The sequence below is a fragment of the Pseudomonas sp. Pf153 genome, assembly GCF_001269775.1.
GTDB classification, from domain to species: domain Bacteria; phylum Pseudomonadota; class Gammaproteobacteria; order Pseudomonadales; family Pseudomonadaceae; genus Aquipseudomonas; species Aquipseudomonas uvaldensis.
Map to the genome: position 1 here is coordinate 190894 of NZ_LHVL01000013.1, position 14224 is coordinate 205117.

Annotated in this window: 14 protein-coding genes; 10 read left to right on the plus strand and 4 right to left on the minus strand. The window is 61.0% G+C overall.

What is annotated here, in order from left to right; all coding sequences use genetic code 11:
- Positions 1 to 12: 12 nt before the first annotated feature.
- The 8 genes from AD666_RS09765 to AD666_RS09800 all read left to right on the plus strand — a co-directional run bounded on the left by AD666_RS09765 (position 13) and on the right by AD666_RS09800 (position 7847).
- The gene (locus AD666_RS09765; protein WP_053150911.1) at positions 13 to 1812 is read left to right on the plus strand and encodes a DUF2341 domain-containing protein; all 1800 of its coding nucleotides are present in this window, start codon (positions 13 to 15) and stop codon (positions 1810 to 1812) included.
- Between the two features lie 10 nt (positions 1813 to 1822).
- Entirely contained in the window at positions 1823 to 2248 is a 426-nt protein-coding gene (locus AD666_RS09770) for a biopolymer transporter ExbD (RefSeq protein ID WP_053150914.1), read from the plus strand.
- Positions 2249 to 2250: 2 nt separating this feature from the next.
- On the plus strand, positions 2251 to 2955 hold the full coding sequence (locus AD666_RS09775; RefSeq protein ID WP_053150917.1) for a TonB C-terminal domain-containing protein: 705 nt from the start codon (positions 2251 to 2253) through the stop codon (positions 2953 to 2955).
- Between the two features lie 39 nt (positions 2956 to 2994).
- Positions 2995 to 4686, plus strand: a complete 1692-nt coding sequence (locus AD666_RS09780) for a putative porin (protein WP_053150919.1) — start codon at positions 2995 to 2997, stop codon at positions 4684 to 4686.
- A 15-nt stretch (positions 4687 to 4701) separates the two neighbouring features.
- A complete protein-coding gene (locus tag AD666_RS09785) occupies positions 4702 to 5349 on the plus strand; it encodes a hypothetical protein (protein WP_053150922.1) in 648 nt (215 codons plus the stop codon).
- Positions 5350 to 5368: 19 nt separating this feature from the next.
- Complete coding sequence (locus tag AD666_RS09790; protein ID WP_053150925.1) at positions 5369 to 5839, plus strand: YbjN domain-containing protein; 471 nt, start codon at positions 5369 to 5371, stop codon at positions 5837 to 5839.
- A complete protein-coding gene (locus AD666_RS09795) occupies positions 5836 to 6780 on the plus strand; it encodes a peptidylprolyl isomerase (protein WP_053150928.1) in 945 nt (314 codons plus the stop codon). Before AD666_RS09790 ends, AD666_RS09795 begins: the two co-directional genes overlap by 4 nt.
- Before the next feature lie 86 nt (positions 6781 to 6866).
- Entirely contained in the window at positions 6867 to 7847 is a 981-nt protein-coding gene (locus tag AD666_RS09800; RefSeq protein WP_053150931.1) for a LysR family transcriptional regulator, read from the plus strand.
- A 482-nt stretch (positions 7848 to 8329) separates the two neighbouring features.
- On the opposite strand, the gene AD666_RS09805 is transcribed toward AD666_RS09800, so the two are convergent.
- From AD666_RS09805 to AD666_RS09820, 4 genes are all read right to left on the minus strand, one after another.
- Positions 8330 to 9022: an aspartate/glutamate racemase family protein gene (locus AD666_RS09805; RefSeq protein ID WP_053150934.1), complete on the minus strand. Its 693-nt coding sequence runs from the start codon at positions 9020 to 9022 to the stop codon at positions 8330 to 8332.
- A gap of 180 nt (positions 9023 to 9202) precedes the next feature.
- On the minus strand, positions 9203 to 10198 hold the full coding sequence (locus AD666_RS09810; protein ID WP_256222564.1) for a halovibrin HvnC: 996 nt from the start codon (positions 10196 to 10198) through the stop codon (positions 9203 to 9205).
- Positions 10195 to 11118, minus strand: a complete 924-nt coding sequence (locus AD666_RS09815; RefSeq protein WP_156315929.1) for a halovibrin HvnC — start codon at positions 11116 to 11118, stop codon at positions 10195 to 10197. Before AD666_RS09815 ends, AD666_RS09810 begins: the two co-directional genes overlap by 4 nt.
- Before the next feature lie 72 nt (positions 11119 to 11190).
- Positions 11191 to 12576, minus strand: a complete 1386-nt coding sequence (locus tag AD666_RS09820) for a hypothetical protein (protein WP_053150937.1) — start codon at positions 12574 to 12576, stop codon at positions 11191 to 11193.
- Between the two features lie 263 nt (positions 12577 to 12839).
- Here AD666_RS09820 and AD666_RS09825 point away from each other — a divergent pair, with 263 nt between their 5' ends.
- Together AD666_RS09825 and tpx are read left to right on the plus strand one after the other, a co-directional pair.
- Complete coding sequence (locus AD666_RS09825) at positions 12840 to 13511, plus strand: DUF3313 domain-containing protein (protein WP_053150940.1); 672 nt, start codon at positions 12840 to 12842, stop codon at positions 13509 to 13511.
- 137 nt (positions 13512 to 13648) lie between these two features.
- Positions 13649 to 14149 carry a thiol peroxidase gene (gene tpx, locus AD666_RS09830; RefSeq protein WP_024779993.1) on the plus strand — a complete coding sequence of 167 codons (501 nt, stop codon included), beginning with the start codon at positions 13649 to 13651 and terminating at the stop codon, positions 14147 to 14149.
- Positions 14150 to 14224: the final 75 nt, after the last annotated feature.

The window sequence follows — 14224 nt, forward strand, 5'->3', positions numbered from 1 at the left end:
AGGAGTCATGCCATGCAACGCTTATTGTTACCCCTGTTGATCTGCCTGGGGCTGGTCCTTCCGGCGACCGCCAACGCCTGGTGGCAGGACGACTGGCACTACCGCAAACAGATATCGGTGGACACCACGCCCCAAGGCGCGGCCATCGCCCAGGCGCTTGGTCGCACCGCGTTGCTGGTGCGCCTGCACACCGGCAATTTCACCTTCGACGGGGTCAAGGAGGACGGCTCGGACCTGCGTTTCGTCAGTGCCGACGACAAGACCGTGTTCAACCACCAGATCGAAAGCTTCGACCCGCTGATGGGCATGGCACTGATCTGGGTCGATGTGCCGAGCGTGGAGGGCGGCCAGCGCCAGGATTTCTGGATGTATTACGGCAACCAGAAGGCACCGGCCACCGCCAGTGGTCAATTGACCTTCGACCCGGACTACACCGCGCTGTATCACTTTGACGGCGCAACCGGTGTGCCGCCCCGGGACACCACGGCCTACGGCAACAATGCCCAAGGCGCCGCCGGCACCAGCATCGATGGCGTGATCGGCCGCGCCTTGCAGTTCAGCGGCCAGCCGCTGCTGCTGCCCGCCAGCCCGTCGCTGCAACACAACGCCGGCGCGGCATTCACCTTCAGCGCCTGGTTGCGCCAGGACCAGGCCAGCGGTGAGCAGGTCATCCTGGCTCGCCGCGAATCCACAACCAGCCTGTTGGTCGGCGTAAACCAGGGCGTGCCGTTCCTGGCGGTCAACGATCAGCGCGCCGTCTCCACCCAGCCGCTGAATCCCGGCCAATGGCAACATCTGGCGGTGACCGCTTCGGGAGACCGGGTGGTGCTGTACGTCAACGGCCGTGAAACCGCGAGCCTCGCGATGGCCATGCCGGCGTTCAATTCGCCCATCGCCTTGGGGGGCGATGTCGCCGCCGGGTCCTTCGCACCGTTCAGTGGTGCCCTGGACGAGGCCCGCCTGTCCAAGGTTGCCCGCCCGGCACCGCTGCTGTTGGCCGACGCCAACGCCCAGGGCGCCGAATCGAAACTGGTAGCCTACGGGGTCGATGAAGAACAGTCCGGCTTCGGCTTCGGCAGCTTGGGCTTTTTACTTAACGCCGTACCGATGGACGCTTGGGTGATCATCGCGATACTGGTGCTGATGATGGTCCAGTCGTGGGTCATCATGATCCGCAAGAACCGTATGGTCAGCCGGGTCAGCTCGGCCAACGAAGCTTTTCGCGAACAGTTCGCCCGGGTCGGCACACGCCTGGAGATGTTTGCCGACGATCAGGACCTGGCCCAGCGCCTGCAACATTCCTCCCTGTGGCGCTTGTACCTGGTGGCGGTCAAGGAAATCCGTACCCGTCGCGAGCAGGGCGCCGATACCTCATCGGTGTCGGCCGCGACCATCGAAGCGATCCGCTGCTCCATGGACGGCGTGCGCACCCGGGAAAACCAGCAGCTCAGTTCGAAACTCTCGACCTTGTCCAACGCCATCGCCGGCGGGCCCTACATTGGCCTGCTCGGCACCGTGCTGGGGATCATGGTGGTGTTTCTGGGCACCGCCATGGCTGGCGACGTGAACATCAACGCCATCGCTCCCGGCATGGCCGCGGCATTGCTCGCCACTGCCATGGGGCTGTTCGTCGCGATTCCCGCGCTGTTTGGCTACAACCGCCTGATCACTCGAAACAAGGAAGTCAGTGCCGACATGCGGGTGTTCGTCGATGAGTTCATCACGCGTCTGGCGGAGATGCACGGTGAAGGGCAATCCGGCGAAGCGACTCACCGCCGCGATCATCACCACCCAACCTCCGTACCGGCCTGAGGAAATCGCGATGGCTAGCGTAAATGCTTCGCACGATGACGACGATGACGCCGCGGTGGACAGCATCAACATCACGCCGCTGGTGGACGTGCTCATGGTGGTGTTGGTGATGTTCATCCTTACCGCCACGGCGCAGGTGTCGGGTATCCAGATCAACCTGCCCAAGGCCAGTGCCTCGGTGTCGCTGTCCGAAGCCAAGACCAAGGCGATTTCGGTCAACGACGGCGGCCAGGTGTTTCTCGATGCCTATCCGGTGACCCTGGCGGAACTGGAAGAACGCCTGCGCATCGAGAAGGCCCAGAACCCTGATTTTCCGGTGATCGTGCGCGGCGATGCCACGGTGCAGTACCAGAAGGTCATCGAAGTGCTGGACCTTCTGCGGCGCCTGGAACTGTCCCAGGTCGGTCTGGTGACCGGCAAACCGAGCCAGGGCTGACCATGACCGCCAGACTTCCCATTAACCCACCCCCGGTGAAGCCTTCGCCGCTGCGCCTGCTCAAGTGGGCCGCCGGCCTTGTGCTGGGCGCCGTGGCGGCCTGGCTGCTGTGGCAGTGGGCCAACGACATGAGCGGTGTGCGGCGTGAAGCGCCCAAGGTGCCCACCATCATTCCATTGCCGCCTCCGCCACCACCGCCGCCGGAGAAACCCAAGGAGCCGGAACCCCAAGTCGAGGAGAAAGTGGTCGAGCCCGAGCCGACCCCGGAACCCGAAGAGGTCAAGCCCGAAGAAGAAGCACCGCCTTCACCAGTGGATGACCTGGCGAATCCGATGCAAATGGACGGCGAGGCCCAGGCTGGCAACGACGCCTTCAACATCGGCGCTGGCAAGGGCGGTGGCATGGCCGGTGCCGGGGGCGGGCGCCTGGGCAATGGGACTTACAGCCAGTTTCTGGCGTTCACCTTCCAGCGCCTGCTGCGGGAAAACCCTGATCTGCGCAGCCTGGCGTTTTCGCTGCAGGCCGACGTCTGGCTGAGCGCCGTGGGCGAGATCACTCGGGTCGAGCTGGTCAAGTCCAGCGGCAACCCGCAAGTGGATGAACAAGTGATCTCGGCCCTGCGCGCCTCACCCCATTTGAGTGAGCGACCGCCGGCTTCCCTGACTTTGCCCGTGCGCCTGTCCTTGCAGGGACGACGTCCGGGTTAACCGAATGCTTGAAAGTTTGCCAACAGGAGTTGTGTGCAGATGATTTCCAATGTGAATCGATTGTCGTGGACGGTCGGCCTGGTGGTCCTGAGCCTGGCCGGGCATGCGGCCGCCGCCCCGGCACCTTCGGAAAACGCCACGATCAATCTGATCCGACTGCTGGTGCAGCAGGGCGTGCTGAAACAGGATCAGGCCGATGGCTTGATCGCCCAGGCCGAACGTGAAGCCGTGCAGGCCCGCCAGGCCTCGGCAGCGGTTGCCGCAGCACCCGCTGGGGCGCCGGGAGACGTACGGGTGCAATACGTGCCGAACATCGTGCGTGAGCAGATCCGCGACCAGGTCAAGGCGGAAGTCATGGCCACCGCCAAACAGGAAAACTGGGCCCAGCCCAACACCTTTCCGGATTGGGTGTCGCGCATCAGTTTCGATGGCGATATTCGCCTGCGGGATGAGTCGCGCTACTACTCGGGCAACAACAGCAACGAGATCGTCGACTTCGCCCGGCTCAATGACAAGGGACCGTACGACGTCAACCCCAACAGCAGTTCCAGCCTGCCGCCGTTGCTCAACACCCGCGAAGACCGGGAGAATCTGTTCCGCCTGCGAGCGCGCCTGGGCATGAAAGCCGTGATCGCGCCGCAATGGACCGCCGGTATCCGGATCGGTACCGGCTCGGACAACAACCCGGTGTCCACCACCCAGACCCTGGGCGGCGGTTTCGGCAAGAAAGACATCTGGCTCGACCAGGGTTACCTGACCTGGAAACCGTCGGATGAACTGACCCTGACCGGTGGGCGTTTCGCCAACCCGTTTTTCTCCACCGACCTGTTGTATTCCGGCGACCTGAACTTCGACGGCGTGGCGGCGATTTTCAACCACAAGCTCAACCAGGATTGGGGGCTGTTCGGTACCGTCGGTGCGTTTCCGGTGGAGTACACCAACGACACCAGTACCAGCAACGGGACCGACAAGGAGGAGAGCGACAACAAGTGGCTCTACGGTGCGCAATTGGGGGCGAACTGGGCGATCAACGACAGTAACCGGGTCAAGGGGGCGCTGGCCTATTACCGCTTCGATGACATCGAGGGCAAGCGGTCCTCGCCGTGCCAGCCTTGGGCCGGTGACCCGGGCTGCGACAGCGACGGCTCTCGCGTGGCCTTCATGCAGAAGGGCAACACGGTATTCCTGCTGCGCGACATCACGCCCAATCCCCTCAATCCGTCCACCACGCCACAGCCGCAGTATGTTGGCCTGGCTTCGGAGTTCAACTTGCTGGACCTGAATCTGGCGCTGGATACCGACCTGCCCTCGGACTTGAAGTTGCGCAGCCAGGCGCACTACGTGCACAACCTGGGCTACGACGAAGGCGAGATGCGCAAGCGCTCCGAAGGCCAGTTCGCCAACAACCTCGACGAGAACGGCGAGCTGGAAAGCGGCGCCAACGCCTGGATGTTCCAATTCACCCTGGGCAACGCGCTGGAGCTCAAACGCGAAGGCGATTGGAACCTGTTCGCCGGCTACAAGTACATCCAGCCGGATGCCTTGCCGGACGGCTTCAACGACTCGTCGTTCCACCTGGGCGGCACCAACGCCAAGGGTTATTTCCTGGGCGGCAACTATGGCCTGGCGAGCAACGTCTTCGCCACCGGTCGCTGGCTGAGTTCCGAAGCGGTGTACGGCGCGCCGTACGACATCGACGTGATGCAGCTTGAAATCAACACGCGCTTCTAAGCGCAGGGAGGCCTCATGAAAAGGCGAGCCAATATTCCTTATCCCGTTGCGTTGCTGATGCTGGGTCTGTTCTTGAATGCCAGTGCCCACGGTGAAGGCCTGGAGGAGCGCCTGCGGGCGCAACTGCGCAGCACCACCGCGCAGTTGCAGGCCCTGCAAAGTGAACAGGCCCAGGCCAGTGCCGCCCGACAGGCCGCCGAAAGCCAGGCCAGGGAGGCCCAGGCGCAGATCAAGCAATTGACCGCGCAGTTGACCAAGGCCCAGGCCCAGGCTGAGCAACTGGCCGGGCGCCAGGAAAGCCTGCAGAACCAGGCCCAGGCCCAGGTGGCGGCCAGCAATGAGCAGATCGGCAAATTCAAGAAAGCCTACGACGAACTACTGGTCCTGGCCCGCGGAAAGGAGGCCGAACGGGCCCGCCTGGAAGCGAAATTGACCGAACGTGACACACAAGTGCAGCAATGTTCGGTCAAGAATCAGCAGATGTACGAAGTGGCCCAATCTCTGCTGCACGCCTACGAAACCATCGATGTGGCTGATGTCATGAAGATCCGCCAACCGTTCGCCGCCAAGGCCCGGGTGCGTTTCGAAGAGCTGGCCCAGGGCATTGGCGACGAGCTCTACAAGAACCGTTTCGATGCGCCCCAGGCCTCGATTACCCATTGATAGCAAGGATGAACCGAGCATGACTTCATTGATCGAACACGTCTCCCCAAAATCCCTGACCGAGCTGTTACAGGCTGCTGGCTACCGGGTCAACCAAACCGATCAAAACGGTATCGTGCAATTGCTCAGTGCCAGCCAGGGCATCGGTTTCGCGGTGCGCTTCGGCAATCCGACGCCAACGGCTGGCGACTATCTGGACTTCACGTTCAGCTGCGCCCTGCGGGTGCAAGGTGAGTTGCCGGTCGGGTTGGCCGAATTGTGGAATGCCTCCCGGCGCTTCGCCCGGTTGTCGGTGCAGGGTGAATTCCTGGTGATGGAGATGGATGTGGTGGTGGCCGCGGGTGTCAGCGCCGACCATCTGCGCAGCAACCTTGAACTGTGGGACCGTCTGTTGCAGGAATTTATTGTTTATCTGCGCGAATACAGCCAGAACGCCTTGCGTATGCAGGCCCAGGCCGAGGCCCCGGTGGAGGAGGTTGCTGCATCGTGAAAAAGCCGACGGTTGTCTTTAGCGCAGCGGCGGCAGGTCTGCTGGTCGTGGCAGTGGTCCTGGGCCTGCGACCAGGAAACGATCCGGTGGCTGCCGTGCAGACCGCCAATGGGGTCTCGGTCGAATCGCCAAGCCTGGCGCGATTGGGCAGTCAAACTGTCAGTCCTGATGAGTTGAAGGCCTTGTTCAAGGCGATGACGCCAGACGTGCGGCAACAGCTGCGTGGCAACCGGGCGGCACTGGAAGGCTGGATCCGGGCGCGACTGGCGGAGAAAGCTGTGCTGGAGCAGGCCGATGCCCAAGGCTGGCGACAGCGACCGGACGTGGAGCGCCAGACCCGGGCGGCGACCGAGCAGATTGTGTTCCGGGATTACTTGCAGTCGGTCAGTCAGGTGCCGGCTGGGTATCCCAGCGAAGAGGAACTGAAGCAGGCCTACGAGGCCGGGAAAGCCAACTGGACGACGCCGACGTTGTATCGGGTCAGTCAGATATTCCTGGCGGCCACTGAGCCGCAAACGGTGGAAGCGGTGCGCCGGCAAGCGGTCGAACTGAGCCGCAAAGCCCAGGCATCGCCGGGAGAATTAGCGGCGTTGGCGAGTCGTTTTTCCCAGGATCGTGCCAGTGCCGAGCGGGGCGGGGACAGCGGCATGCAACCGCTGCAGCAATTCGTGCCGCAAGTGCGTGAGACGGTGGCGCGTTTGAAACCAGGCGCCGTTTCGGAACCGGTGCAGAGCGCGGCGGGGTTCCATGTGATCAAACTCACCGAGCAGCAACCGGCCCGGGAAGCCACCCTGGACGAAGTGCGCGCTCAACTGACCCAGGCCCTGCGTGCCCAGCGTCAGGAGCAGATTGCCAAGGCCTACCTGGATGGCATGCTCGATACGGCGACCCTGAGCATCGATGGGGCGCAGTTGAGCAAGGTGTTGGAGGAGACTCATTAGACCAGCTTCTGCCCGTGGCGAGGGAATGTGCTGGCTGGAGTCTCACGCGTTCCCCGCTTATCTGTACAACCGACAGGGAGTCACCCATGACCTTCATCGAGCCCGCAGGACGCCAGGCCGCCATTCCATACCGTGCACCGTTGCGTGCCCCCGAACCCTGGCTGGCGCTGGCCGTGGACATCGAACCCCAAGTGGCGCAGTGCTTTTTGGTCAGTGCCCGTTGCGGCTGCTTCATGCAGGCAGCCCGCAGCCTCAACGTCAAGACGACCTGGCTGCGCAAGCAACTGGCGCAGCTGGAAGCACGGCTGGAACGTTCGTTGTTCAGTTTCCAGGGGAGTGCCTTGACCCTCAGTCGTGAGGGGCGCCAGTTGCAGTCGCGGCTGATCGCACTGGCCGACGGCGGCCCGCAGCCCATGCTCGACCAGCCACTGATCCGCCTGGCCGTGGCCGAGTCGATCCTGCATGACATCCTGGGGCGTGACCTGATCGCGTTATTACGCCGCAATGCCAGTGTGCGCCTGCAGATCATCACACTGGACAGCGAAATGGCGCTGCAATCCGTCAGTGCCGACCTTGTGCTGTGGTTGAGTGATCCGCTCGGTTCGGTGGCAGGGCCAAGTTTCCCCACGCAACCAGCGAAACGGCTGGCGCGCCTGGACTATCTGCCCCATATCGCCAAACGCTATTCAAGACCCGTCACCCGGCCTGGCTGCCTGGGCGACCTGAACGACTACATGCTGGTGCAATGGCAGGCGGACCGGCAGGTGGACAGCTTCACCCCCTGGAACGCCCTGATCGAGCAACGCCGTGCTGGCGTGGTGCAAGTGCAGTCCTACGAACTGATGCTGGAGATGATCCGTTGCAGCGCCTGCATCGGCTTGCTACCCCAATACATGAGCCACTTCGACCGTGGCTTGATCGCTTTGCCGGGGCTGTTCGACGTGCCGATGCAACGCCACTTGTGGATGGCCGTCGGCACCCAGCCCCGGCACGTCCCACAGGTGCAGATGCTCGTCGAGCTGATCCGCCACACACTGGACGAGCGTGGGGACTGGTTCCAGGCATAGCGATGTTGAATGTGCCGCCGTCATCGCGAGCAGGCTCGCTCCCACAATGGTTCGCGGTGCGCCTGACGGACCGTAGTTCCCTGTGGGACCGAGCCTGCTCTCGATAGCGGCCTGCCTGAGCCGGTGATGCTGGATGAGCCGCAGTCATCGCCAGCAAGCTGGGCTCCCACAGTGGTTCGGGGTACACCTGACGGACCGCAGTTCCCTGTGGGAGCGAGCCTGCTCGCGATAGCGGTCTGCCTGAGCCGGTGATGCTGGATGAGCCGCAGTCATCGTCAGCAAGCTGGGCTCCCACAGTGGTTCACGGTGCACCTGACGGACCGCAGTTCCCTGTGGGAGCGAGCCCTGCTCGCGATAGCGGTCTGCCTGAACCGGTGAGGCTGGATGTGCCGCCGCTATCGCGAACAAGCCTACACAATGGTTCGCGGCGCTGCTGGCGGAGCGCGGTTGTTATGTGCGAGCCCTGGAGTAAAAAGCGTCGGTCAATCCCCCAGCGCAAACGCCACCGCCGCACGGGCATGCAGGTGGGTGGTATCCAGCAGGGGCAGGGGGCTGTGTTCGGGTTTGATCAGCAGGCCGATTTCCGTGCAACCCAGGATGATTGCCTGTGCGCCGCGTTCGGCCAGGGAGTCGATGACGCGTTGGTAGACCTGGCGCGATGCCGGACTGATCACGCCCACGCAGAGCTCGTCATAGATGATGCGATGCACCGCCTGGCGCTCCTGGGTGTCGGGTATCAGGACGTTCAAACCCTGTGCGCCCAGTCGGTCCTTGAGAAAGTCCTGTTCCATGGTGAAGGCGGTGCCCAACAGTCCGACCGTCACGGTGCCCGCCTCAAGGGCAGCCTGACCAGTGGGTTCGGCAATGTGCAGGAACGGAATCGAAATGGCTGCCTCGATCTGCGACGCGACCTTGTGCATGGTGTTGGTGCACAGCACCACGCACTCGGCGCCGCCGGCTTCAAGCCGGCGCGCCGCATCCACGAGTATCGCGGCGGCGTCGTCCCAGCGACCGGCATGCTGGGCCTGTTCCACCGGGCCGAAATCAACGCTGTGCATCAATAACTGCGCCGAGCGCAACGGCCCGAGTCGGTCTCGAACCTCTTGGTTGATCAGGCGATAGTATTCGGCGCTGGATTCCCAGCTCATGCCGCCAATCAAGCCAATGGTGCGCATTCGTCAATCCTCAGACAATGGCCTGTACCGACAAGGCAGGCCTGCCTGGAGTCTCTATTCGTCGATGAACGGATGCCAGCGCAAGATCAACTGTTGCGCTCATCTTGGTGGCAGGTGTAATGGTGCCTGGATCGGCTGTGGTTGGTACTGGCTCCCGGAGTCGATGCTAAGGGGCGGTATTCAGGGCCTCACCGCTTGATCGGTCGTGACATAGGCGAAAGAGGCGCTCTGGCTGAGGCTGGCTGCGGGTGTCAGGCGAATGATCGGTAGCAGGATTTTTGGGTTGGTCGAGTTGTAGAAGTCACGTTGGTTATATTGGGCCTCGGCCAAACCAAGGGGATATCCCGCGACATAAAAGAACGCCAGGATTGGAAGATTGTTGGGCTGTCCTCGCGCCCACGTCTTGATGATGATTTCGTTATGCTCGCTGAAAACCTGGGCCGCATAGCTTGGATGGACCGCAGCCAACAGGGCCCTGGCTCGCAAGGATTCATGGAATGCCGGCGCGGCTAAAGTATTGCGGTCGTCGGAGACGTCGAACCCGCATTGCTGGCGATGAAGTTCGGCACTCGGATTTGGGTATGTCCAAACATAGACCCATTGCTCGGCTATGGTCACGTTATGGTATTGGCACAGATGACTATGGTTGGGGTAATCGGCATGAGGACCACAAACCTGAATCCGGCTTTGGGTCCATCCGTCCATCGGATAGGAGCACATATAAAACAACTGAATCTTGCCCGCAGGCGCCTCGAGAAATGGATAGATGATATAGCCGTTCTGGTAATTGCCGCCAAAAGCACTGAAGTTGGTATCCGCCCGCATATAGGAAAAAGACACCCCACCATTGGATTCTGAGATAGGGCTGGGATCCCAGACTTTGTAAAGGTTAGCGGGGTCTTTTACCGTGAGCCTGTGGGTAATGCCCGAACAAAGGAATGCAGGTTGAGAGTCGACTCGATTGCAGTTGGGGAATTTGCGATTGTAAAGCGTCGTCAAGTAAGCAGCGGTCCCCGGTCCATCCAGTATGTCAGTACCGTTGATATGCATGATCTCAGGCGGTTTAGTCGTAAGCTGCGTGCAACCGATCATCAAACCGATCAACAGCGGGCCCGCTGATCCCAATATCAACCGTCGCAACGCTTTGCCCATAGGTTGAAACAACAAGCACGTCATTGCGCCACCGCTTGATCGGCCGCCACATAGGTAAACGTGGCGCTTCCGGCGGCAGTGTTAGCGGGTGTCAAACGAATGATCGGTACTATGATTTTCGGATTGGTGGAGTTATAGAAATCGCGCTGGTTGTATCGAGCATCGGCCAACCCCTCGTTGGTGCCGCCCGCAATAAAGAAAAACGCCATGAGGGGAAACGTGTTCGGCCGTCCTGGCGTCCAGGTCTTGATAATGATTTCGTTATGCTCCGCGAATCCACGCGCCCCTACCAGAACCTTGCCCAGTACCGATTGGTAGAACGCAGGGCCAGCCAGGTGATTACGGTCATCCTGGACATCGAATCCGCATTGCCGCAGGTATTCGTTGCCCCCTGGCATCGTCCACACGCCCAACCATTGTTGCGCGGTGGTCACGCCGGCCAGGTGGCAGGGGCGGCTTAGCGCGGGGTAGTCGACGGAGTGTCCGCAAGGCGTCGTTCGATTCCAGGACCAGGCATCCATCGGAAATGAGCACAGATAGTCCAAGTCAATCTTGTCCTGTGGTGCTCCGAAAATGGGATAGAGGATATAGCCGTTGCCATGCCCCCATGCCAGCCTACCGAAATTGGCGTCGGCGCGTAGATAGGAGAATGACACTCCGCCGTTGGCTATTGAGGTCGGGCTGGGATCCCAGACTTTGTATTGCTCTGCGGGGTCCTTGATCGTCACCCTCAAGGTGACGCCCGAACAAAGGAATGCGGGTTGCGAGTCGGAGGTGTTGCAGTTGGGAAATTTCCGGTGATAAAGCGTCGTCAGGGATTCGGCGGTGGCCGGACCGTCGAGTACCTGAACCCCATTGATCGTGATGGGAGAAGGCGGCGCTGTCGTGACCTGGGCGCAACCGACCATCAACGTCATTAACAGAGCGCCCATTAAATCACGCACGATACATCCTCCTACTTTTAGAAAAGCAGCGCCAGGTGTGGATCAGAGCTGTGGCCCGGTGGAAAAGACGGGTCAGGCAATCAGTCTCAGAAACCAGGAAAAGATAATCGGCGCGTTGGTGCCGGTTTCCCTGAGTGTCCAGTTGATCATGATGGGTTTTCCCCGGTTTTCCGCTATCCAGGCGGGGGGGACGGCCAAGTCGGTCTGGGTGGTCCCGGCGGTCATTGGGATTTCCTCGCCGTAGCGGGTCGTCACCCCAAACAGGGCTATCCGGGCCTTGTGCGCAGTGAACAGGGCAGGATGGTAAGCCCTTAGATTGGTCTTGCTGCTGTCCAGGGTCGGTTCCCGTAGCGTGTATTTTTGTGGTGTAACGGTCAGGTCCAGATCCTTCGACGGAATGTCCGTGCTGGTGCCGGGCAGGCGGACGGTGTAGCTGACCTCCGCCCCGGTGCCGATGCAGTCCACCACCTCGTTTCGGGGCACCTGGAATCTCAAGGTTTGTCCTGCGACCGAAACGGTCTGGGGCTCACTGCCCCACGTCGAGCTGCGTCCCAGCCAATACAGTTTTACGGTTTGCCCCGGCGCCGACCCGATGTAATTCACCTCGACGTTGGCGAATTGAGCCTCGTAGAAATCGTTTTCGAAGTTCAGGCGTTGACCGTTGAGCTCCCTGGCCTCCAGTACCCGGGGTTTGGTGAGGTCGAGTGTCGGTTGGCGGATATGTACATCGATGTAGGTGGTTCTCGACCATATCGCCTGTGGGCCGCTGGAGTTGCCCAACAAGTCAGCGACCCTGTACCGCAAGGCGAATCTGGGATTGTCTTGCCAGAAGTCGGCCGTCCTCAGAATGATGTCCACACTACCGGCCGCGGCTTCGGCAGCGCTTACGGGGCGCGGCATTTCCTGGCTGTCACGATCCAGTGTGATGACATCTTTGTCCCTCATGTACGGATAGCGAACGGTCAGTATCACCCCTTGGTTGGCCGCCGCCGCATCCACGCCGTTGGCAATGACATCGGCAGGCAGGCCGAGGGTGAGGTTGGGATTGTCGCCTGGGGTAGAGACTTCGCCTCCCGGTTGTGGCCGGTGGAAGAGTATGTTCAATGGCTGTGAAGTCTCGGGAATTGACTGACCCACACGCAGCACGCTCAGGCGAATCTGGTTGATGCCGTTGCTCAGCAGGGCACCCGGCAGGTTCAGGGTGAACGACTTATTTTCTTCGCCCGGCAGGATGGTCTTGTTCAAGACGGGGATATCGGAAGTGCCCAACAATATGCGGGCGTCATCAAAGGGCGCCTGCGGGGTCCAGGGCTCCACCAGAAGGGGTAACGATCCATTGATGAGCAAACGAAGCGGGACACCGCCGTGGGGGGCCGCAGGGTGTTCAACCGACACCATGCCCAGGATGATGACGGGGTCGATCTGCACTATTTCACTGTCTAGGGGATGGCTGGTCATGTCGCGTTCTCCGGTTGTCAGGCATCGGCGGTCTACCGTCCCGGCGGTCATTTCATGAAACCTTCCACGTGCGACTTTGACTACTGTCATTCCTGACAGGTGGGATGGAAAACCCAGGCATAAGAGCTTCCATTCATCGGATTTGCCGGTAGCGGCCCCGCCATGCCAGAAAGGTTTTCCGATTTGGCAAACAGGCAAAAACCTGCCCTTTGGCTATACCTGTAGTTCCGGCCCCGTCTCGTGTGGCTTACAGGAGTGAAGACATGAAGTTCGCGTCAATGATTGGCTCTGTTTGCATCGCCACGCTCGCTTTGGCGGGGTGTTCGAGCAAAGTCACCCAGCCTGAGGAATACTCCGGATTCCTGGGCGACTACAGCCGACTCAAGGAGGAGAAATCACCGTCGGGCGCCGTGGTGATGCGGTGGATCGATCCGAAGATCGACCCTGACAAGTACACCCGGATCTACATCGAACCGACGCAGCTGTATCCCAAGCCGCAGCCCACCGTGAAGATCCCCCAGGCAACCTTGTCCGGCATCACAGGGTATTACGATCAGGCGCTCATGCGCGAAGCAGCAAAATCCCTGCCGTTGGCAACCAGTCCGGGTCCTGGCGTGCTGGTGATGCGTGCGGCCATCACCGCAGTCAGCAGCAAGACTGAAGGTCTGAAACCGTACGAGGTGGTGCCGATTGCGTTGGTGGCGGCTGCGGTCAGTACCGCCAGCGGCATTCGCGATCAGGAAACCACCCTGGGTACCGAAGCGGTGTTTCTTGACGGAGGCAACAATGCGGTGGTGGCCCAAGTGGTGCGCAAGGGGACGGGTAAGCCGTTGTCCAACGAATCCCAGGTGATGAAACCCGATGATGTCAAAGGGGTCATTGACGGATGGGCTTCGGATTTGCACCAGTCATTCCTCAAGCTCAAGGCGAAATAATTTCCTTGGAGGAGTGAAGCCTTGCTCCCACGAGGGCAGGCGGATCATGACTTTTCATGTCCAGCCATAGGTCCGGCGCCCGATTCGTGGTTAACTCCGGCCTCACCATTTTCAAACCTGTCAGAAGGAAACCGTTCATGGCTCAAGTCACCCTCAAAGGCAACCCGGTCCAGGTCAACGGCCAACTGCCACAAGCCGGTTCCAAGGCGCCAGCCTTTTCTCTGGTTGCCGGCAATCTGTCCGACGTCTCCCTCAAGGATTTCGCCGGCAAGCGCAAAGTGCTGAACATCTTTCCGAGTGTCGACACGCCGACCTGCGCCACCTCCGTGCGCAAGTTCAATGCCCAGGCCAACGAGCTGAACAACACCGTCGTGCTGTGCATCTCCGCCGACCTGCCGTTCGCCCAGGCGCGTTTCTGCGGCGCCGAAGGCCTGGAGAACGTTCAGAACCTGTCCACCCTGCGGGGTGCTGAATTCATCCAGAACTACGGTGTGGCCATTGCCGACGGCCCGCTGAAAGGCCTGACGGCCCGCGCCGTGGTGGTGCTGGACGAAAATGACACGGTGCTGCACAGCGAACTGGTCAAGGAAATCGCCGAAGAGCCCAACTACGACGCTGCGCTGGCTGTCCTGAAGTAAGGTATTTATTACAATTGTTGACGGCCTGGCCATGTCCAGGCCGTTTTCATTTGTACTTCAAGAGTTTGGCGTCAC

Bases quoted from the DNA above. Each gene is read 5' to 3' on its own strand.
- AD666_RS09825 (WP_053150940.1), top strand. From the start codon at position 12,840: ATGAAGTTCGCGTCAATGATTGGCTCTGTTTGCATCGCCACGCTCGCT.
- AD666_RS09820 (WP_053150937.1), bottom strand. From the start codon at position 12,576: ATGACCAGCCATCCCCTAGACAGTGAAATAGTGCAGATCGACCCCGTC.
- AD666_RS09805 (WP_053150934.1), bottom strand. From the start codon at position 9,022: ATGCGCACCATTGGCTTGATTGGCGGCATGAGCTGGGAATCCAGCGCC.
- AD666_RS09810 (WP_256222564.1), bottom strand. From the start codon at position 10,198: ATGACGTGCTTGTTGTTTCAACCTATGGGCAAAGCGTTGCGACGGTTG.
- AD666_RS09800 (WP_053150931.1), top strand. From the start codon at position 6,867: ATGACCTTCATCGAGCCCGCAGGACGCCAGGCCGCCATTCCATACCGT.
- AD666_RS09770 (WP_053150914.1), top strand. From the start codon at position 1,823: ATGGCTAGCGTAAATGCTTCGCACGATGACGACGATGACGCCGCGGTG.
- AD666_RS09765 (WP_053150911.1), top strand. From the start codon at position 13: ATGCAACGCTTATTGTTACCCCTGTTGATCTGCCTGGGGCTGGTCCTT.
- AD666_RS09790 (WP_053150925.1), top strand. From the start codon at position 5,369: ATGACTTCATTGATCGAACACGTCTCCCCAAAATCCCTGACCGAGCTG.
- AD666_RS09785 (WP_053150922.1), top strand. From the start codon at position 4,702: ATGAAAAGGCGAGCCAATATTCCTTATCCCGTTGCGTTGCTGATGCTG.
- AD666_RS09775 (WP_053150917.1), top strand. From the start codon at position 2,251: ATGACCGCCAGACTTCCCATTAACCCACCCCCGGTGAAGCCTTCGCCG.
- tpx (WP_024779993.1), top strand. From the start codon at position 13,649: ATGGCTCAAGTCACCCTCAAAGGCAACCCGGTCCAGGTCAACGGCCAA.
- AD666_RS09780 (WP_053150919.1), top strand. From the start codon at position 2,995: ATGATTTCCAATGTGAATCGATTGTCGTGGACGGTCGGCCTGGTGGTC.